Raw genomic sequence first — 19,848 nt, 5'->3', positions numbered from 1 at the left:
TGCAATATCGGTGCCGGCTTGGTTCCACAGAAGCAAGCCGAGTTTTTGCTCCCCCAGCTCATTTGGTTTTCACGGTGTGATACGCTGGTAACGTAGATGGCCAGAGAACGAAGATAGAGTTAAAAGCCGATGTATTTTTCCTGATTCTCGGGCCGGATTCACCTCACTCATTCATTGCGAAGAGGCTTGTGGCAGTGAAAGTTCGCAGTTGCCATTTATCCGCAAGGCCCAGCTCGAGCGCACTATCGTAAAGCATCATCGGCATGATCGGCGTGAAAGCAAATCGGCCGACACCCATTACGATGGCAAGCGATGCTGAACCCGCAAGGGCGACTAAAAGCGTTGTCGAACATATCCGTGCATTAAAGTCCCTTCCATTTGCATTCTTTAAAACAGGCATAAATGCCGCTGGTTTGATCAGGTCCAGCCGCAACGGAAACAACTGGTCAGCGGCACGAGTTGCATCGGTAATACCGGAACGCTTGTGGAATTAACGAACTTTGAACGGGGCACCGCCTGCCGGTCACGCTCGATTAACGTGGGCTGAGAGAGGACGCCTGTCGGACGGCCCAATGAAAACAAGGCAGTCCGAAACAGCGTCAATCAAGCCATGCCGAACCGATACCAAGGTGTCGGCGACACTTTGGTACAATATACGGCTGGTTCTTTTTGCTGGATGCTCAGGCTTCATTGGCGCTGGCCAATTCAACGGAAATCTACGGCTTGGACGTTCTCGGTCTTCTTTAGGAGGAGCGGACGAACTCGCGTTCCATACAAGGGAGACGGCGATGACTGGGCACAAAACGGTCCTGATAACAGGAGCATCACAAGGCATAGGTGCCGGACTGGTGAACTTCTTTTTAAAGAGCGGATACAACGTCGTAGCAACCTCGCGACGGGTCAGCCATGCCGGAGGACTTGTTCGTTCGCATCGACTGGAGCTTATCGACGGTGATGTTGGCGATCCCGAGACTGCTGAGCGCGTGTCAAACGTCGCCATCGAAAGGTTCGGATCAATCGATGCCCTTGTGAACAATGCCGGTATTTTCCTGACGAAGCCGTTTTTGGAGTTCACCATCGAAGATTTCAGACAATTGTCGTCTACCAACATCGAAGGTTTCATCCACTTCACCAAACACGCGATCAGCCAGATGCTCCGACAAAAAACAGGAGGAAGCATCGTCAGCATAACGACGTCGCTGACCGATCATCCCATCGCAGGCGTGAATGCTTCTGTTGCCATGATCACCAAAGGTGGAATCGAAGCGGCTACTAGAAATCTTGCATTGGAGTTTGCAACGGAAAACATCCGGTTGAACTGCGTTGCGCCGGGAATAGTCGACACCCCGATGCACGCGAACGACCCGCAGGATTTCCTGAGATCGCTGTCTCCAATGGGTGAGATATCACCTGTTCAGGACATTGTTGACGCTGTGATGTTCTTAACGGAAGCCGCACACATTACCGGGGAGGTGCTGCACGTCGACAACGGCGCACATCTGGGAAAATGGTAAGCGCTGCCGTTATGCCGAAGAACGGCCCGGAGAGCCGCCTGGTAGAGCTGGCGATCGAACTCCCGCCAGAACCAACTCCGTTTGGGGCATATGTCGAGGCTGTCCAATGCGGTTCACTGCTGTTCCTGAGCGGAATGCTTCCTGTGATTGGACACGACCCGAAATATATAGGCCGCATAAGAAGGGATCTTTCAGTCATCGAGGGCTATGACGCAGCGCGAACCGCCTGCCTCAGTGGACTTGCCGCGGCGAAGGCTTACCTAGGCACCTTGAACTCAATCAGGACCGTCGCGAAGCTCGGCGTTTATATTGCGGCGACCGAAGACTTTCTGGAGCATCCAAAAGTCGCAGATGGAGCATCCGAGCTTCTGCTGCAGGTTTTTGGCCCCGACAAGGTTCCACCCCGCATCGTTCTGGGCGTGGCCAGCGTACCGTTGGGAATGCCTATCGAAATCGAACTCGTATTCGAGCTCGAATCCCCCCGAGCACCTCGCTAACCCTGTACATGGAGGCTATCATGAACATTAAACACAATGGCGGGTCCAATCATGGTTTGAATTTCCTGATTGGAACATCGAAGTTCCTCAGCGCAGCGGCGTTGCTTATGCTTGCGGTGTTGGCGCTATCTGGGCCGTCGGCAATCCTTGCGAAAGCGGAAGGTACGCAAAAGGCGAATGGCAATCAGTCGCAAGTCAAGCTCGAGAAGCGGACGCCTACTTACTGGCGCGTGACAATCAACAATCCGCCGTTCAACATATTCGGGCCCGAAACAATTCCGCAGTTCGAAAAAGTCATCTCTGCGATCGAATCTGATGACAATGTGAAAGTGGTCGTCTTTGACAGTGCAGTGCCGGACTTTTTCCTTACGCACTATAACTTCACGCCGCCGCTCGCGGAATCAACGGGACTTGCCTCGGGACCAACCGGGCTTCACCCCCTGCCCGATATGCTGGTTCGCTTAAGCAAGTCACCCGTCGTTTCCATTAGTCTGATCCGCGGTCGTGCCACTGGCGTCGGCAGTGAACTGGCGCTTGCAAGCGACATGCGGTTTGCGAGCCGGGAAAAGGCGATCCTTTCGCAATGGGAGGTTGGCGCGGCACTTGTCCCTGGCGGCGGACCGATGGCACGACTACCGAGGCTGATGGGCCGCGGACGCGCACTTGAGGTTTTGCTGGGTTCGAATGACGTGGATGGAGATCTGGCCGAAAAGTACGGCTACGTTAACCGCTCGCTTCCTGACGATGAACTCGACAAGTTCGTCGACGCCCTGGCAACGCGCATCTCCGGGTTCGACCGTCAGGCGATTGCGGATACAAAGCGGCTGGTCGATTTTGCCAGTCTACCGTCCGATCCTGAGATCGGTGCCGGCTGGGATGCGTTCATCACGTCAGTGCAACGGCCAGCCGCCCAGGCCAACATCAAGAAATTGATGGAGATGGGACTACAGACCAACCCTGACATTGAAGGAAGGCTCGGCTACTACACCGAAACCTTGCAGGAGAAATAGCACTACAGTCCCGGCGATTGCCCCGCCCCGACGGGACCTTTCAACGGGTGCCACACTCCGAAGCCGCAGCTTCGCCGTCAACAACCAATCATGACTTCTATTCAACGCCCCCACCGCGGTGGCGATAGCCGCCGCTAACCTATCAAGGAGATTTGATATGAAAGAGAACCAGATCGTTGACTCCAGTTTTTCGGCAATCATTAATGCGCCGATTAGGCAGATCGACATCCCGGAGTGGTGTTTTTCCCTTCCGGAGAAAGAATACCAGGGTTGCTCACCCGCACACATCGCCGCCGGGTTCACCACCGCTGCTGACGGCAAACGGATGTCCATCAACGTCGAGTCGATTGGCGGCAGCCTGATGGTTCAGCATTATATCGAAACGCTGGGTCAGAAAGACCATTTGATCCTCGATTCTGATTCTGACGTCTTTACCCCCAACGGCAGGACCACAATTCATGTGACCTGGGAGCTCAGCGTAAAGCCAATCGACGAGCACCGCTGCGAATTCACCAATCGGGTCCAGTCCTTTGCAACAGACGAGATGATCGCATTCCTCGCTCGTCAGGGTATTCCCTTCGACCTTTTCCGGGCACAGCGCCAACCAGCCTCCATCGCCCACAATCAAGGTGAAACGCCCCTGTTCGCAGCCAGTATTGAACGCGCCGCGCGCCGGAACAACTGAATCATCAGGGCGTCTGGTCCAGGATATGGAGATAACGATGACACAGCTGACTTATGAACCCGACATCACAGGACTGGTGGTAGTCGATCCCTACAACGATTTCATTTCCGAGGGCGGCAAGATCTGGCCCCGTATCAAGGCCGTAGCTGAAGCAAACAATTGCGTCCCTCACATGGAGCAGGTTCTAAATACGGCCCGCAGTGCCAATCTGCGAGTTTTCTTTGCCATGCACCACAGATACCGGCCCGGCGACTATGAGGACTGGAAATACCTAGCGCCCATTCAACGCGCTGCGTGGCATCGCAAGAGTTTTGAGTATGACACTTGGGGCGGTGAGTTCCGTGCCGGGTTCGAGCCTGCGCCTGGAGAGATCGTCGCGTCGGAGCACTGGTGCTCCAGCGGCTTTGCCAATACCGATCTCGATATGCAGTTGAAGAAACATGGTATCCATAAGCTCATTGTGATCGGATTGGTCGCCCACACCTGCATTGAGGCTACAGTGCGTTTTGCCGCAGAACTTGGCTACGAAGTCACAGTTATCAGGGACGCCATAGCGGACTACTCAGACGAAATGATGCACGCAGCGCTTGAGATTAATATGCCAAATTATGCGAGCGCAATTATAGAAACCAAGGATATCGTCGCGGCGCTGTCGGCACACCACACCGCCTAGATTGACCGCAACTAACACTACCCTCGGTGAACGCCAGTGCACCGAGGGGTAGTGGCCTAACGGCAAAGTTGTGAGCTCAGATCGATCGGCTATGCAGCCACCATTGCCGAAAGGTGCGCCTCAAGTTCATCGACGGGCGCATATCCCTGACCAACCATACGAAGAGTGTCACCCTCCTTGATGAACAGAGCGGGGAAGCTTAAAACGCCCATGGCACGGCTCGCCGCGAAGTCAGCTGCGGTCTCTTCTATGGTGCCCCTCTTGTTCCACGTTGAAAGAAATTCCTCTGCGGAGACGGGATGACCAAGCTGCGTGAGTGCGCGGGATCCAACATCCGCAAGCACCGCGCCATCCGTGGTATCGAGCGCATCGACATAGAAGGCATGTTGGAATGCACGAAAGACTTTGAGAATTTCCGCTTCCGGTTGAAGGACCCGGGCTGCCACGACGGCTCGGCAAACGGGTTCGGTGTCATAGACAAAATTGGTTCTGGCGAGGACGCCTTCACGGTTGAAAGGAAGCCCGCTGGCTTCTTCGACCTTTGCCCAATGATGCAGTCTGAAAAGCTTGCCCCCGTCGTCGAGAATGTCCGTTGCCCCCGCGCGCAGCCCGCCGAGGACGATCTTCAAGGACGTTTCCGGATGGCGCTGCAGTAACAGCTCCATTTCTTTACCAAATCCATAGCACCAAGAGCACATGGGATCAGCGGCCAACACAAGTTCCATTATCTTTCCTTCCATTCATCAGGGACAATTCGTTGTGCGACGGACAAGGACCGACGCCCTCTGCAGTGGATCCTATGCATTTATATGCTGCCGACTATCGGGTGAATTACTGAGGCACGGCGATCACTCTCCCGTTCCACGGGATAATGTATGGGTTTCAGCGGGCTGAAAGTTACACACTAAAGTCGGAGCTCCGCGGCGTAACATTACTCGGCGATACTATAGTATCGGCCATACCATGGTTTAATATCCCTCTGCGCACTCCTCGGTATCCTGCAAAGAACCTCGACAGTCCTTGGCGAGTGTCACAATAAAGGAGCCCGACATGACCAATGCCACGCTGCATACAATGCCTCCGACCGGAACTTCAAACATCAAACCGATAGCTACGAATCTCGAACTGCTCGTCATCCCGGTTTCCGATGCCGACCGCGCCAAAACATTCTACGAAAGCTTGGGCTGGCGGCTCGACATCGATCATTCTACGGGAGAGGACTATCGCATCGTCCAATTCAGCCCGATAGGTTCCGGCTGTTCGATAATGTTTGGGCGAAACATCACTGCCGCCGCACCAGGTTCCGCACAGGGGATGCATCTCGTGGTCTCAGACATACTCACCGCGCGTGACGACCTGATCCGGCGCGGGGTGAGGGTGAGTGAGCCGTTCCACGACGTCGGAGGGATTTTTCATCACTCCAACGGCAAGGATATTGTCGGCGGTCCTAATCCGGACAGGAAAAGTTACGCTTCCTACGCTACATTCCATGACCCTGACGGAAACCAGTGGACTCTCCAGGAAGTGACCGCGCGTCTCCCCGGACAACGCGGAGACACAAGTTTCACGGCGCAGCTTTACGATGCCGTTTGGGGGCCCGCATGAACGCCATCCTTGGCGGCCGGCCCGTCAGGGCAAGCTGCCCATCTTTGGCGCTCGCCCTGCCACCTTCAGGCGGGTATCGGCGCCACATCTGCTCAGACTACGTACACTCTCCAGATTTACCCCAAGGACTTTTAGCCAAAACATAAGCACACCATAGGTGGAGCGCGTTGCGCTCCACCTAACTGGTACCAGGATGTTGAGTGGAAAGCCGCTCGTGCTCGCCGATCAGTACCGGACGTTTGTGAACCTCGTTCGATCCGCCTGCCAGTCCATTGGTTCTTTTCTTGGATGATCATCCAATATGGCGTACCAATGGAGAAACGCCGCGAATGGTCGTAAGGAGATGTCGCGTTGCTGACGTCAGCTGCCGCCATCAGTAAGGCTGAAAATGATCAAGCCAGGTTAGGCCCATCCCTTGGGATTTGCGGGTAAGCGACTATTCCGTCGGGATTCTGCTATCGCTAGAGCTGGCCCAAGTGATAGCCAAGGCGGTCCTCAACATCACCGGGTTTATGGAAACCTTGATCGATTAGGGTCCTGATACCGGTTTGTGCTGCGGGACGCGCCAGAGATGCCATACAAGCGTCCCATCCAGCACCCAGTTCAATGTCCGGCGACAGGCTCGTGTTAACGAGGCGCTTAGTATTAGCTATCGCCCACTTGTCGAATTTCGCAATACGTGAAGCGAGTTCATTGACGAACGCGTCAAGACCGCTATCCGGCAGAGCTCGATTTACATAACCATACGCCTCTGCTTGTTTTGCGGATATGTCGTCGGAACCCAATAACACTTCCAGCGCGCGATTTCTGCCTATGAGCTGAGGGAGGCGAGCCATCGGACCACCTCCTGCGACCATACCAACGCCTACTTCCCACTGCGAAATAACCGCTTTTTCCAGGCTCGCGAAGCTCATATCGCAGGCGAGCGCCAACTCACTTCCGTTTCCGGTGGCGCGTCCTCTGATCAGTGCCATTGAAACCACCGGAGCCCGGGGTAAGCGCATAAGGAAATCAGGCCATGGTGGAAGTCCAGTAGTCCCAGGCGGCAATGAGGTAATGTCGTCGAGCGGCGCTAGAAAATCGGAGTGGTTGAGAAAAAAGCCGCTTACAGCGCTGTCGAAGATTACCACCTTGACATCCGCATCAGTCTCCAAGGCGGAGATGAGTTCTTGGAATTGTTTTACCATCTCCGCGCCCATGACATTAAGAGGCGGATGATCGATGGTCACGCGCCAACAGGCTCGCGACATCTTGGCAAGCCTGAGCTGCGTGGGTTTTAACGTGCGGTTCATAAGGTCCTCCTGAATCCTGACACTCGAATATTGGGGAAACTTGAACCGACGGAGCTGAAGCCACAATTGAACGAAAGTATCGCCTATACCAAGGTATTGCGCTCTACCCCGCATCCGCCCTACTCAGCTGCTTCAGGTCTTGGGAACCACGAATCCCGACCGGACGGGTGTACAAGGAGCGGAGAAAGGTCTTTCCAGAGAGGAACCGCCCTATCGCGAGCGCCCTCCCCCTGGCGTATCGGGTTGACCATTGTCCAAAACGACAGGCGTCAAGGACAACGGTTAACGAGACCGCGAAAATGGTTAAGCGCAAAAAGGGCAATCCTCGCTTCGGCGGAAGAAGCCAATGTTTGCGAAGAAAAGGCGGGATATCATTGCTGGTACATGAAGACATCCGAATAGGCATAAAGACCGGGAATTCCACCCGTCATCACAAACAGAACGTTTGACCGGGGCGCTATTACGCCGCTGTCGATATCGGCAAGCAGACCTGCAAGTGCCTTACCCCCGTATACCGGATCCAGCAGCAGCCCTTCGGATCTTCCGATCATCCCGACAGCGTCCACCATGGCAGAGGTGGGTATGCCATATCCACCTCCTAGCTCGTCGCCGCCGATTTCCACATCCGTTTGCTCAATTCGCTTGTCGATCGACAAGAGATCAAAGATCGCATTGACCTTATCAGCAGTGGCGGTGATGCACGCTTCGCGCGGCGACAAGACCGTATGTGCCCTGATCTTAGTTGCAGTATCTCCGGCGAGCACCATTCCTGCAGCAAGACCGGCATGCATGCCGCCGCTCCCGTTCGGAATAACGATGTGGTCAAACACAATATCGAGTTCCTTTGCTTGCATAGTCAATTCGAAGGCACAATCAACGTATCCGAGGCAACCGATCGGGGTTGAACCACCAAGCACGGCTATAAAAGCCTTCCCACCGTCGGCGGCAATTTCATCTGATCGGCGTTTGACTAACACCGCGGGGTCTTCGTCTTGCGAAAGGATGTGTACACGTGCGCCAAACAATTGGTCGAGCAAAACGTTACCGTTGTTCTGATAGTTATCGCTCTGGCGAGGAACCATTTGCGCGAGCACCAGCTCACACTTGAGCCCGGTCTTTGCACACGCGGCTGCCGCTAACCGTGCAAAATTTGACTGAACCCCTCCAGTGGCAATGATCGTATTGCAGCTTTCCGATATTGCCTGCCCCAGAAGAAACTCGAGCTTTCGGAGTTTATTACCGCCGCCGCCCAGCTCCATGAAATCATCTCGCTTGGCCCAAATCCTGACCTCCTGCCGCCGTGTGCCAAGTACGTCTTCAAGGCGGTCCAACCGTTGAATCGGTGTGCGGCCCTGCATCAACGAGACGCGGGGAAATTTCCCTAACAGATCAGCAGTTTGCATTGGCTTTCTCCCCGGGACAGCGGTGATACAGTCTCCAACCTATTGGCTGCCGGCATGGTATTGGCGGGTTTATGGATTATGAGAGAAGAATCCCCGCCCCGAATTCGGACCCGTGGGATGAATCGCGTTCGATGCCACCAGCGCGGCAACACAGGAAGCAATTTCCCGCATTCTTGTTCTGCCGCGTTTGCTGTCGTTTTCTTGTTCATGGCACTTTTCTGATTCCAGAAACGCGCTAGCTTCTAGGACGCAAGGGCCACAGTGTGGTAGCGGGATGCTGGCTCACTTCTGGACAACTGGGGGATAAGTGTCTGGCGAGCAGCTTCGTATGCCTCCCAATCACCGGCATTCGGGAGGGAAGGAAGCGTCACCAGTTCGCCCATGTCCAATCCGGCAAGAGCCGCGTCTACAGTGTTGTCGGGCCGCATCACAATATGTTCTGGAAGATGATCCAAAGAACCCCCGGCCACTTCCCAGAACTGCGTCGCTACTGCTCCCGGAAGAACCGCCTGCACTTGCAGGTGCTTTCCGGCCAATTCCTTATGCAAGGACAGTGTAAGGGCCAGCACATAGGCTTTGGTGGCTCCGTACACACCGTTAAAGAGCTCAGGAGCGATGGCCAGCGCGGAGGCTAAATTGATGATTGTTCCCCTTCCCCGCGAAACAAATGACGGCGCAGCGGCGTACACGAGGCGGGTCAAAGCAGTGACATTGAGGGCGATCATTCGCTCCATGTCCTCCACATCGGACTCGAGCAAAGGCTCAACTGCGCCTACTCCTGCATTGTTTACAAGCATTGTAATTGACGGATCGGATCGGAGCATTGTCTCGATCATTCGAAGGTCATCTTTGTTGCCGAGATCGGCCCGAACCGTGGTTATGGTCCGCCCGGTCGCCTGCGTGATATCACGGGCAACCCGATTCAGAGATTCCTGCCCTCGAGCAACGAGAATGAGATCAAATCCACGGTGGGCCAGTCTGTCGGCATAGATCGCTCCGATGCCTGAGGATGCGCCTGTAATCAGCGCGGTGCCTTTCGGGTTCGTAGTCATAGTACTTTCTCCTGATGGACGTTACGCCAATGTCGGCGCATGGAATGGGTCTGGCCGACTGTCAGCGCAGTGACTTGAAAGCGGCACGCAGCTCGGCAGTGAACAATGCGGGCTGCTCCCAAGCAGCGAAGTGCCCACCCTTGTCGACCTTGTTAAAGTAAATGAGCTTTCGGTAAGCCTTCTCGGCCCAGCTCCTGGGTGTCTGATAAATTTCACCGGGAAATACTGTAATCGCCGCAGGGATTGAGATATCGACAGCATTGAAGTTATTGGCGTTGTTCTCCCAATAGAGACGTGCGCCTGACGTGGCAGTGCTCGTGAACCAATACAGAGAGATATCGTCCAGCATTTCATCCTTGGTCAGAGATTTCTCGGGGTCCCCGCCGCTGTATGTCCAATCAGCGAATTTATCGTAGTACCAGGCTGCAAGCCCCACCGGAGAATCATTCAACGCATAGCCGATGGTCTGCGGCCGGGTCACCATCATCACGGCATAGCCTGCCCCCTTCGTATAAAGTGCGTTCATTTGTTCGTAGGCTGCCTTTTCGTCCGCGGACAAACCTGCAGGAGCTGGCTCGCCGCTCGCCAGTGCTTTTGCAACATCGGGTGGAACAGTGGCGGGCATATTCACGTGAATACCCAGAAGGCCCTTTGGTGCCTGGCGTGCCATCTTGTCGGTGATAACGGCACCCCAATCCCCGCCCTGGGATACGTAGCGGTCGTAACCAAGCCTCATCATGAGTTCGTGCCAGGCCATACCGATCCGATCTGGTCCCCATCCCGTTTCCCTTGGAATTCCCGAGAATCCATAACCCGGCATTGACGGAATGACGACATGAAATGCGTCACCACCCGTCCCGCCGTGGGCAGTAGGATCTGTAAGGGGGGCGATGGTTTTGATGAGTTCGAATATCGATCCTGGCCAACCATGAGTCATGATCAACGGCAGCGCGTCCGAATGCTTCGATTTGACGTGAATAAAGTGAATGTCCACGCCATCAATTTTGGTAATAAATTGCGGATGAGCGTTTAATTTTGCTTCGCCCTTGCGCCAGTCGTAACCGGAGCCCCAATATTCCACGAGTGGCTTCAATTTGTTCAATTGCGCACCCTGGGATCTATCGGACACAATCTCACGGTCCGGCCACCGCGTGGTGTGGATCCGGCGGCGAAGCTCGTCGATATCGTTCTGCGATACAGCGCAATGGAACTGTCGAATTTCTGCTCCGCCGGGAGCCGCGCCACGAGCGCTACGGGGAAGAAGGCTCAAAGCGGCAGTGGCCGCGGTAGCGGCAAGCAGTTCGCGGCGGGTGGTCGACGTGGCGATGGTTGGTAGAGTTCTATCTGACATGGCTGCCTCCGTGCTGTTTAAACGAATGCAACCAAGAAAGCCTGCCGTGCCAAAGGAATCTATTACACCATGGTATCCCCGATACCTTAGGATTGGTTTCACTGCGGGCAGCAAACCAATACCATCGAATAATAGCCATGCAGGCGCCAGTGAGCGATCATCCACACCAGCTGCGCGTTCAACCGCAGAAATTGTTCAATGGTTCTTAGGAGAGTGAAATGACGTCGGTCATTCGAACGGAACAAGCCGCACAACGCTATAGTCAACCTGACATGAAGCTGGAGGTCATCGTCATTCCGGTCGCCGACGTTGATCGTGCAAAGGACTTCTACGCCAGCCTTCACTGGAGGTTAGATGCGGACGTCTCCGGTAAGGACTCTTTTCGGGTCGTGCAATTCACGCCTCCGGGCTCCCCTTGTTCTGTGATCTTTGGCAACGGCGTTACCTCAGCTGTCCCAGGATCTGCGAGGGGGCTGCATCTCATTGTCTCTGATATCATCGCGGCACATGCAGCGGTTGCCGAACGCGGAATTGAGATAAGTGAACCGTTCCACGACATTGGCGGTGTCTTCCATCACAGCGACCAAATCGGCAGACTGAAAGGAACCCATCCAACGCGAAGCAGCTACTCAACCTTCGCATCTTTCAACGATCCGGACGGAAACGAATGGATATTCCAAGAAGTTACCGCCCGATTGCCTGGGCGGGTTGAGGCAGCAAATGCCGCGTTTACTTCATTCATCGATCTTGCCGGCGCGCTTCGACGCGCGGCGGCAGCACATGGTCAGTACGAGGCACGGAGCGGCGGAGTTCATGATGAAACCTGGCCGGACTGGTACGCTGACTACATCTGGAAGGAGCAAACGGGCCAGCCTTTGCCCTCCTGACCGCAGCCCAAAACACCGCGACCATAGGATCCAGCACAACTTGGCGGTGGTGGCAACCAACACCATTGGATAATACATCGCGGGTTGTCACCAGTTTAAGTTGGCCAAACGGCTAACCGCGAAGGGGACGGCTATGGGAATGGAACTCTGCCGGGTTCTTGAAATGCTACCGGTAATGGCGTTTATTGCCCTTCCGGACGGACGATTTGACTTTATGAACAACAGAATGGCTGAGTTCACCAACAGCAACGGTCAAATGCCTGACTTCTTGACCTGGGCAGCGACAGCCAATCCCGAGAATTCAGCCGGATTGGTTGACAGTTGGCAGGCTCATCTATCGACGGGAGAGCCTTTCGAACTGGAAATGCCGATCCAGCGACCCGACGGCGCACAGCGGTCGCTGGTTCTTCAATGCAATCCCCTGAAGGACGAGTCAGGCCTAACTCTGAAATGGTGTGGTCTGGCGAACGAGTTGAGGCTTAGTGAGACCAGCGATTTTCAGCTCATTATAGACAGCGTTCCTGTTCCGGTCGCCGTCACCACACCGACGGGCGACGTCGAAGCGCTCAACCAGCCAGCACTCAACTATTTCGGAATGTCGCTTGAGGAGCTCAAGGACTGGAAAGCAACTGAAGTCGTGCATCCGGAGGACCTTCAAAGGACAGCCCAGGACCAACTTGCAGCTCATATGAACGGCACCCCATATAATGTGGAAAGCCGCCATCTGAGGGCCGACGGCGTATATCGGTGGCACAATGTGCTGGGCTTGCCTTTAAGAGACTCCCGAGGACAGATCTTGCGGTGGTTTCATTTACTCGTCGACATCGATGACAGAAAGCGGGCGGAGGTTGAACTGGCGGAACGCGAGCGGGAAGCTCAGCTGATTCCCGAGAGCATCCCTGCCGGCATCGGCGTTTTCAATGCAGACGGCGAGGTCTTGGCGATAAACAGCCATCTGTTGCAGTATTATGGGCGGACGCTGGAAGAATTGCGAGAATGGGCTGCGACTGACGTCGTACATGCTGATGACATGCCACGTATGATCGAAGCGGTCGAAGGAGCAATTTCCACCGGCACTCCGTACAATGTAGAAGTCCGTTTACGGAGAGCCGATGGTGAACATCGCTGGTTTCAAGTGCGCGGCCATGCGCTCAGGGATGACAACGGCCAGATTATTCGCTGGTATGCACTTCACATTGATATCAATGAACGGAAGCAGGCCGAAGTATCCCTGCAGGAGAGCGAGCTGCGGCTTCGCAAGATTATCAATGCGATGCCGACCACCGCATGGACGACGCGTCCAGACGGCTATTGTGATTTTCTGAACGACCGCTGGCTGGATTACGCTGGGTTTACCTCAGAGCAAGCACAAGGATGGGGCTGGGTGTCAATCATTCATCCTGATGACGCTAACGTGTTTACAAACAGTTGGAACGCAAGTTTAGCATCGGGTGCTCCACTCGACATTGAGGCACGAATGCGCAGCTCGCACGGTGAGTATCGCTGGTTTCTTTTTCGGGCCACGCCTTTTCACGATTCCGAAGGCAAAATCACCAAGTGGTATGGGACGAACATCGACATTGAAGACCGAAAGCGGGCCGAAAAGGCACTTGCCGAGCGTGAACGGGAATCACGGTTTATCGTGGATGGCATTGCAGGAATGATAGCCATTTTTTCACCCGATGGGGTGTTAGAAGGCGGCAACCAACAAATTCTAGATTATTTCCGGCTACCGCTCGCAGACTTGAACGACTGGTCGACGAACGGGATAACCCACCCTGATGATTTGCAATTGTGCATAGACAACTTCATGAGCTCGATCGCCACCGGAGAACCTTATGACTACGAGACGCGGTTCCGTAGGTTTGATGGCGTTTACCGCTGGTTTCAGCTGCGTGGTCTGCCGCTGAGGGACGCCGACGGCAACATTGTCCGCTGGTATGGTCTCCTAACCGACATCGATGACAGAAAACGTGCCGAGGAGCAGCTACGGCGGAGCGAAGCATTTCTTGCCGATGCCCAACGCCTCAGTAAAACAGGTAGCTTTTCACTGAAGATTGGCGCTGATGTGGTTACCTGTTCAGAGGAGACATACCGCATATTCGGTTTGGTGCCCTCTGTTCGTGCTACACTCGACGATCTTTTACGGCGGCTCCACCCCGATAGTCTCGCATTGGTAGAGCAGGTTCTCGATCAAACACGCACGGGCCTCAGCGATTTTGATTTTGAGATTCGGCTGTTGATGCAAGACGAGTCAGTCAAGAACGTACATGTTCTTGCACACAGCGAGCAAAACAAATACGGCGAACAGGAACTCGTGGGCGTTGTGCAAGACATCACCGAAAACCGTATCGCCGAAGAAGCGCTCAATAAAGCCCGATCCGAGTTGGCATACGTGGCCAGGGTCACCAGCCTCGGCGTTCTGACCGCCTCGATTGCACACGAGGTGAATCAACCGCTTGCAGGCATAATAACGAACGCTGACACATGCCTTCGAATGCTTGCCATGGACCCTCCGAATATTGAAATCGCACAAGAGACGGCGCGACGTACGATTCGAGACGGAAACCGCGCTGCCGATGTTATTGTCAAGCTGCGTGCGTTGTTCAGTAAGAAACCGCCACTAATTGAGGAGCTGGATTTGAACGAGATTGCGACAGAAGTCACAGCACTCGCTTTAAGCGAAATTCAGCGAGAAAAAGTGGTGCTGCGAACCGAGTTCACACCGAAACTACCCCGCGTTGGAGGCGCTCGCGTACAGCTTCAGCAAGTCATCATGAATCTTTTACGCAATTCGATTGAGGCGATGAGTGCAGTGACGGACCGCCCCAGACGCCTGGTGATAAAGACAGAACATGCTCCAGACCAAGGAGTGCAACTTTCCGTTCAGGATGCCGGCGTAGGTTTCGCGCCGGACGAACCAAAAAGGATTTTTGACGCCTTCTACACGACAAAGCAGGACGGAATGGGGATCGGATTGTCGGTGAGCCGGTCAATCATAGCAAATCACAACGGTAGGCTATGGGCTCAAGCTAACCATGACCACGGCGCAACCGTAGCTTTCTCTGTTCCAGCCTATGGCAGCAGTAGTGAAACGATAAACCCTCAGATTGGAAATCCAAACGCAATGGACAGCGAATATTTTGGGAGATCGTCATGACGTTCCAGTCAGCGTTTGTATCTGTTGTTGATGACGATGACTCGGTCCGAGAGTCACTCCCCGATCTTTTGCGATCGTTTGGCGTTCGGGTTGAAGCTTTCGCTTCTGCAGAGTCCTTTCTGAGTTCCAAGGCTCTCGACACGGTGGACTGTCTCGTATTGGACGTTGCGATGCCTGGAATGACGGGACCGGAGCTTCAAGGCGAATTGGCCCTACAGGGGCGGAAAATCCCCATCATCTTCATTACGGCGATGAAAGACGAAAACCTTCGCGCACGTCTGAAGCATCTTGGGGCAGTGGAATGTCTGTTTAAGCCATTCAGTGATGACGACCTTGAAAAGGCATTACGGCTAGCATTTGGGAATTCATAAGAGGTTGTTGAACAGATGATACTAGGAGTATGATCGATGTATTCTCTTACGACGAATGCGGTGAAAGCAAACACGATGCCGGATGACTCGCCTCTCGTGATCGTCGTCGATGACGACATCTCCGTTCGAGAGTCACTTGAACTTTTGATTCGATCGGTCGGATGGCAACCGGAACTATACGAATGTGCAAAGGATTTTCTCTCGCGACAGCCAATCAGTCAGCCTGCATGTTTGATTTTGGACGTTAATCTTCCGGATCTCAGTGGCCTGGAGATTCAGGAAAGTGTTGCGATCAACCGTGCGGACCTGCCGATCATTTTCCTGACGGGATATGGAGATGTTGCTATGACCGTCAAGGCCATGAAGGCTGGAGCAGTAGAGTTCCTGACGAAGCCTTTTAGCGACGATGTGTTGATTAGTGCGATCGAGAGCGCTTTGGAGCGAAGCCGCGTTTCACTTGCAGAAAACGTTGGATTGCGTTCTTTGAGGAGCCGGTTCGATTCGCTTACGCCGCGCGAACATCAGGTGATGACCCTCATCGTGAGAGGTCTGTTGAACAAACAAGTTGCATATGAGTTAGGCATCAGCGAAATCACGGTGAAAGCGCATCGCGGCCAGATGATGCGGAAAATGAAAGCGCGTTCGTTACCTGACCTTGTAAATATGGCCGCCCAATTGGGTCCCGCTGCCATGGACGATATCGGCGCGCGTCAGCCGCACGCCGATATCACAGCTTAAAGTTCCCCGGCTGCAACCCGTTTCTTACGATACTCTACCGTTGGAAGACCTCCCCACCCCCAGTTGTCGAGATCGACCTCTTCGATGACGACATAGGTGGATTCCAGCGGCTTGTTCAGTACGTCCAGCAAGACTTGGCTGACGCCCGCAATGATCGCTGCCTTCTGCTCCCTAGTGGCAGCGTTTCTATCAGGGGTTGTACCCTCACGGGTGATTTGTACAGTGACGATCGGCATGCTGATTCCCTTTCTGACAGTTGAAGAATGATTCAGGTTCCGAACTCCGGCTAGCTTCTCGCCTGCCGGAGTTCCACTGTCAGCGGCCTGCCTGCTGTCCGCCATCCACGTGAAGAATTTCTCCGGTCACGAAACTTGCGCTTTCAAGATAAAGTACAGCTTCAACGATGTCGCGGATTTCTCCCATGCGTCCAACCGGATGCAGTGCGGAGAGAAAACCATGGGTCTCCGGCGGATTCATCGGTGTCTTGATGATGCCGGGAGCGACAGCATTGACCCGAATTCCGCGTGTTGCGAACTCGATCGCCAATTCCTGCGTAACAGCGTTCAACCCCCCCTTGGTGAGTGAAGCCAGAGCAGATGGAACGCCTGCTATGGGCTGTTCTACAAGGCTCGTGGTGACACTGATGATATGTCCGGATCCTTGGTCGATCATATGCTTGGCTGCGCGTTGCGTAATGTGAAAGAAGCCGGCGACATTAACGCCCATATTGTGGTCGAAATCTTCCTGAGTGAACTCAACGAATGGCTTAGCAAGAAAAACGCCGGCATTATTCACCAGTGTATCGATCCGGCCAAATTTTTGGATCGCTTCTTGGACGACGCGATCGGCCGTTGCCGGATTTACAATGTCGCCTGGGACGGCATGTATCCCGGCATCGGCGCTTTGAACAATCGAGCGGGACGTCGCAACCACATTGTAACCACGGTCGCGATAAGCTTTGACGATGCCCTCGCCTATTCCTTGTGACGCGCCAGTAACGATGACGACTTTCTGTGTAGACATGATATTGCATCCTTTTATCCAGTGGACCTACGAGGCCGCCAACGCCGGTGGCGTCGGTCCGAATAAGTTAGGGGCTGGCGCAATAAGGGGGAATTGTCGGCGTCAGGCGATCACTCAACCGATATTCGGGATAATAAGAGCGTTGGCTTCTGCAGCGATACGCGCGAGTTCGGTGCGCAAACGCGGAACAGCGTGATCCACGAAAGCGCGGACTTTCGGGACGGATATCCGACCGTGTGGGGCAAGAAGATGCACTGGCAACGGTTCGGGCTCGGCATCAGCAAGTACAATCGTAAGCCGTCCCTCTTTGACGTATTCTGAGATATGATAGGAATAAAGCCTCGTCACCCCTACTCCGGCGGCTGCGGAAGCTGCGGCCGCCCTCACGCTGTTGACGGTGTACCTCGGGGAGAAATGAACGGTTCTCGGGATGGAAGACGCCTTGGCGGGTTTGAAGCTCCAGGAATCAAGACCAAAATTGCTGAACGCCACGATCTGGTGTTTGAGCAGATCTGACGGCTCTTCAATCTTGGGATTGCTCGCGAGATATCGGGGAGAAGCCACAACAACGCGCCGCACATCGCCTCCGATCTTTGTCGAAATGTGGGACGAGTCCGCCAGGTTTCCTATTCGCAAAGCCAGATCCACTCCCTCATCGATCAGATTTACAAATCTGTCGAGCATATGGAGCCTTACGGAAACGCCGGGGTGAATTTCAAGAAACTCATCCACGATCGGGCGCAGTATCTCTTCACCCAGGATCGGTGGTGCCGATATCGTCAAGGCGCCGCGAGGAGAAGCGCGTTCGCTCCCCGCAATGATGTCCGCTTCTTCGAGGTCGACAAGAATGCGCCTGCACACGGCTATATATCGTTGCCCCACATCACTGAGCTTGAGGGAGCGTGTGGTTCTGTGCAGCAGTTCGGCCCCCACATGATGCTCCAGCGCATTCAGGGCACGGCTGATGGCGGTCGGAGAGCGTTTCAGCTTTCTCGCGGCCCCCGCGAGACTTCCTTCGTCTACGGCGACCACGAACACTCTCATCGCATCAATACGGTCCACACTAAGCTCCGTAGACTATCACATTACAATCATCGGCATATACCATCGCGGGAGATCAAAAACCAATCCAATGGTATTGGGGATACCATCGTATAATAGTGAAACGACACCCTGACTGAGATGTTGATCCCGTCAAACAAATCTCGGATTTTCAGGAGAGTTCCATGTCAACTTCTTCAACCTCAATCACACGTCGAAATCTCCTTGCAACAGCGGCCGTGGCGAGCGCGGTCACCATCCTACCAAGCGCCTTTGCTGTGGCAAAAGTCAAAGGAGACGAAATCCGGCCATTCAGATTTACGGTTTCAGATGCACAGTTGCACGACTTACGCCGTCGCATCAAAAGCACCCGTTGGCCAGACCGGGAAACGGTTGGAGACAATTCACAAGGCGTCCAGTCCGCCACGATCGAAAAACTGGCCCGTTACTGGATCAAGGACTACAACTGGCGCAAAGTCGAAGCTCGGTTAAATGCTTTGCCTCAGTTTATCACGACGATCGACGGTGTGGACATCCATTTCATCCACGTCCGCTCAGAGCATAAGAACGCTCTTCCCATAATCGTGACACATGGTTGGCCGGGTTCGATCATCGAACAAATGAAAATAATCGATCCTTTGACGAATCCTACCGCGCATGGTGGCTCTCCGGCCGATGCTTTCGACGTCGTAATTCCGTCCATCCCCGGCTACGGTTTTTCCGGAAAGCCGACTGAAAAAGGTTGGGACCCCGTGCGGATTGCGCAGGTTTGGATCCAGCTCATGAGGCGATTGGAATACAAACAGTACGTTGCCCAAGGTGGCGACTGGGGCGATGCGATCACCGAGCAGATGGCCTTGATCGCGCCACCGGAGCTCTTGGGTATCCACGTCAATATGCCGGCAACAGTTCCGGACGACATCGCAACGGCTCTTCAGCCTGGCGGAACAAAACCCGCAGGTCTCTCAGCCGACGAGGAACACGCCTATAACCAATTGGATGACTTTTATAAACACGGTCTTGGCTACGCAATTGAGATGGCTAACCGCCCACAGACACTGGTCGCAATTGCTGACTCTCCGGTGGGACTGGCAGCCTGGATGATTGATCATGACATTCGCAGTTATGAGTTGATTGCGAGGGTTTTCGACGGAAAACAAGAGGGACTGACGCGGGATGACATTCTTGATAACGTCACCTTGTATTGGCTCACAAACACCGCGATTTCGTCAGCGCGTCTCTATTGGGAAAACAAGCTCGCATTCTTCCAGCCAAAGAACGTGAAAATTCCTGTTGCTGTCAGTGTTTTCCCCGACGAAATCTACGCTGCACCCCGCAGTTGGACCCAACGCGCATATCCGAACCTTATTCACTACAATAGGCTCGCAAAAGGTGGACACTTCGCAGCTTGGGAACAACCTCAAGTACTGACCGAGGAACTCAGAGCATCGTTTCGTACCTTGCGGGTATGACCGACAGGCTGCCGCTGCCGGTAGAGAACACGCTTGGGTAACGGCCATTGCCTGATAAGAGATCTGCAGATTTA

20 protein-coding genes are annotated in these 19,848 nt (G+C 54.3%); 11 read left to right on the top strand and 9 right to left on the bottom strand.

The genetic code is table 11. The annotated features are described in order from the left end of the window. Nucleotides 1–163 precede the first annotated feature (163 nt). Nucleotides 164–400 carry a hypothetical protein gene (locus tag ACTJI9_RS09165; protein ID WP_440807423.1) on the bottom strand — a complete coding sequence of 79 codons (237 nt, stop codon included), beginning with the start codon at nt 398–400 and terminating at the stop codon, nt 164–166. A gap of 388 nt (nt 401–788) precedes the next feature. Here ACTJI9_RS09165 and ACTJI9_RS09160 point away from each other — a divergent pair, with 388 nt between their 5' ends. The 5 genes from ACTJI9_RS09160 (at nt 789) to ACTJI9_RS09140 (ending at nt 4,379) form a co-directional block, all read left to right on the top strand. Next, nucleotides 789–1,514 (top strand): SDR family NAD(P)-dependent oxidoreductase, encoded by a 726-nt coding sequence (locus tag ACTJI9_RS09160; RefSeq protein ID WP_440807421.1) that lies wholly within the window; start codon nt 789–791, stop codon nt 1,512–1,514. Between the two features lie 11 nt (nt 1,515–1,525). Continuing rightward, entirely contained in the window at nt 1,526–2,011 is a 486-nt protein-coding gene (locus tag ACTJI9_RS09155) for a RidA family protein (protein ID WP_440807418.1), read from the top strand. A 20-nt stretch (nt 2,012–2,031) separates the two neighbouring features. Further along, nucleotides 2,032–3,021: an enoyl-CoA hydratase/isomerase family protein gene (locus ACTJI9_RS09150; protein ID WP_440807416.1), complete on the top strand. Its 990-nt coding sequence runs from the start codon at nt 2,032–2,034 to the stop codon at nt 3,019–3,021. A 157-nt stretch (nt 3,022–3,178) separates the two neighbouring features. Beyond that, entirely contained in the window at nt 3,179–3,706 is a 528-nt protein-coding gene (locus ACTJI9_RS09145) for a hypothetical protein (protein ID WP_440807414.1), read from the top strand. A gap of 37 nt (nt 3,707–3,743) precedes the next feature. Next, complete coding sequence (locus tag ACTJI9_RS09140; RefSeq protein WP_440807412.1) at nt 3,744–4,379, top strand: isochorismatase family cysteine hydrolase; 636 nt, start codon at nt 3,744–3,746, stop codon at nt 4,377–4,379. Between the two features lie 89 nt (nt 4,380–4,468). Here ACTJI9_RS09140 and ACTJI9_RS09135 read toward each other — a convergent pair whose 3' ends face one another. Further along, the gene (locus tag ACTJI9_RS09135) at nt 4,469–5,104 is read right to left on the bottom strand and encodes a DsbA family protein (RefSeq protein ID WP_440807410.1); all 636 of its coding nucleotides are present in this window, start codon (nt 5,102–5,104) and stop codon (nt 4,469–4,471) included. A 325-nt stretch (nt 5,105–5,429) separates the two neighbouring features. Between ACTJI9_RS09135 and ACTJI9_RS09130 the strand changes: the two genes are divergently transcribed. Next, entirely contained in the window at nt 5,430–5,984 is a 555-nt protein-coding gene (locus ACTJI9_RS09130; RefSeq protein WP_440807408.1) for a VOC family protein, read from the top strand. A gap of 461 nt (nt 5,985–6,445) precedes the next feature. Here the strand turns inward: ACTJI9_RS09130 and ACTJI9_RS09125 are convergent, their stop codons facing one another. From ACTJI9_RS09125 to ACTJI9_RS09110, 4 genes are all read right to left on the bottom strand, one after another. Next, nucleotides 6,446–7,276: an enoyl-CoA hydratase/isomerase family protein gene (locus tag ACTJI9_RS09125; RefSeq protein WP_440807405.1), complete on the bottom strand. Its 831-nt coding sequence runs from the start codon at nt 7,274–7,276 to the stop codon at nt 6,446–6,448. A gap of 371 nt (nt 7,277–7,647) precedes the next feature. Then, nucleotides 7,648–8,634, bottom strand: a complete 987-nt coding sequence (locus ACTJI9_RS09120) for a D-cysteine desulfhydrase family protein (protein ID WP_440807714.1) — start codon at nt 8,632–8,634, stop codon at nt 7,648–7,650. A gap of 287 nt (nt 8,635–8,921) precedes the next feature. Further along, entirely contained in the window at nt 8,922–9,731 is an 810-nt protein-coding gene (locus tag ACTJI9_RS09115) for an SDR family NAD(P)-dependent oxidoreductase (RefSeq protein WP_440807402.1), read from the bottom strand. Between the two features lie 61 nt (nt 9,732–9,792). Beyond that, the gene (locus ACTJI9_RS09110; RefSeq protein ID WP_440807399.1) at nt 9,793–11,082 is read right to left on the bottom strand and encodes an epoxide hydrolase family protein; all 1,290 of its coding nucleotides are present in this window, start codon (nt 11,080–11,082) and stop codon (nt 9,793–9,795) included. 218 nt (nt 11,083–11,300) lie between these two features. Between ACTJI9_RS09110 and ACTJI9_RS09105 the strand changes: the two genes are divergently transcribed. The 4 genes from ACTJI9_RS09105 (at nt 11,301) to ACTJI9_RS09090 (ending at nt 16,238) form a co-directional block, all read left to right on the top strand. Then, nucleotides 11,301–11,969 (top strand): VOC family protein, encoded by a 669-nt coding sequence (locus tag ACTJI9_RS09105; protein WP_440807396.1) that lies wholly within the window; start codon nt 11,301–11,303, stop codon nt 11,967–11,969. A 133-nt stretch (nt 11,970–12,102) separates the two neighbouring features. Beyond that, entirely contained in the window at nt 12,103–15,129 is a 3,027-nt protein-coding gene (locus ACTJI9_RS09100) for a PAS domain-containing sensor histidine kinase (protein ID WP_440807393.1), read from the top strand. Next, nucleotides 15,126–15,500, top strand: coding sequence for a response regulator (locus tag ACTJI9_RS09095; protein WP_440807390.1), 375 nt, complete (start codon nt 15,126–15,128; stop codon nt 15,498–15,500). Before ACTJI9_RS09100 ends, ACTJI9_RS09095 begins: the two co-directional genes overlap by 4 nt. A 36-nt stretch (nt 15,501–15,536) precedes the next feature. After that, entirely contained in the window at nt 15,537–16,238 is a 702-nt protein-coding gene (locus ACTJI9_RS09090) for a response regulator transcription factor (protein WP_440807388.1), read from the top strand. Here the strand turns inward: ACTJI9_RS09090 and ACTJI9_RS09085 are convergent. The 3 genes from ACTJI9_RS09085 to ACTJI9_RS09075 form a co-directional block, all read right to left on the bottom strand. Then, nucleotides 16,235–16,474, bottom strand: a complete 240-nt coding sequence (locus ACTJI9_RS09085) for a tautomerase family protein (protein ID WP_440807385.1) — start codon at nt 16,472–16,474, stop codon at nt 16,235–16,237. The two genes, ACTJI9_RS09090 and ACTJI9_RS09085, sit on opposite strands and share 4 nt — an antisense overlap. 79 nt (nt 16,475–16,553) lie before the next feature. Next, nucleotides 16,554–17,264: an SDR family NAD(P)-dependent oxidoreductase gene (locus ACTJI9_RS09080; RefSeq protein WP_440807711.1), complete on the bottom strand. Its 711-nt coding sequence runs from the start codon at nt 17,262–17,264 to the stop codon at nt 16,554–16,556. A 111-nt stretch (nt 17,265–17,375) separates the two neighbouring features. After that, nucleotides 17,376–18,323, bottom strand: coding sequence for a LysR family transcriptional regulator (locus ACTJI9_RS09075; protein WP_440807383.1), 948 nt, complete (start codon nt 18,321–18,323; stop codon nt 17,376–17,378). Nucleotides 18,324–18,487: 164 nt separating this feature from the next. Here ACTJI9_RS09075 and ACTJI9_RS09070 point away from each other — a divergent pair, with 164 nt between their 5' ends. Then, a complete protein-coding gene (locus ACTJI9_RS09070) occupies nt 18,488–19,774 on the top strand; it encodes an epoxide hydrolase family protein (RefSeq protein WP_440807380.1) in 1,287 nt (428 codons plus the stop codon). The last annotated feature ends 74 nt before the right edge of the window (nt 19,775–19,848 follow it).

Origin of the sequence: Phyllobacterium sp. 22552 (assembly GCF_052044585.1) — a bacterium.
GTDB classification, from domain to species: Bacteria; Pseudomonadota; Alphaproteobacteria; order Rhizobiales; family Rhizobiaceae; genus Phyllobacterium; species Phyllobacterium ifriqiyense.
Note: the sequence above shows the minus strand (reverse complement) of the source record. Positions and strands in the feature narration are given on the sequence as shown.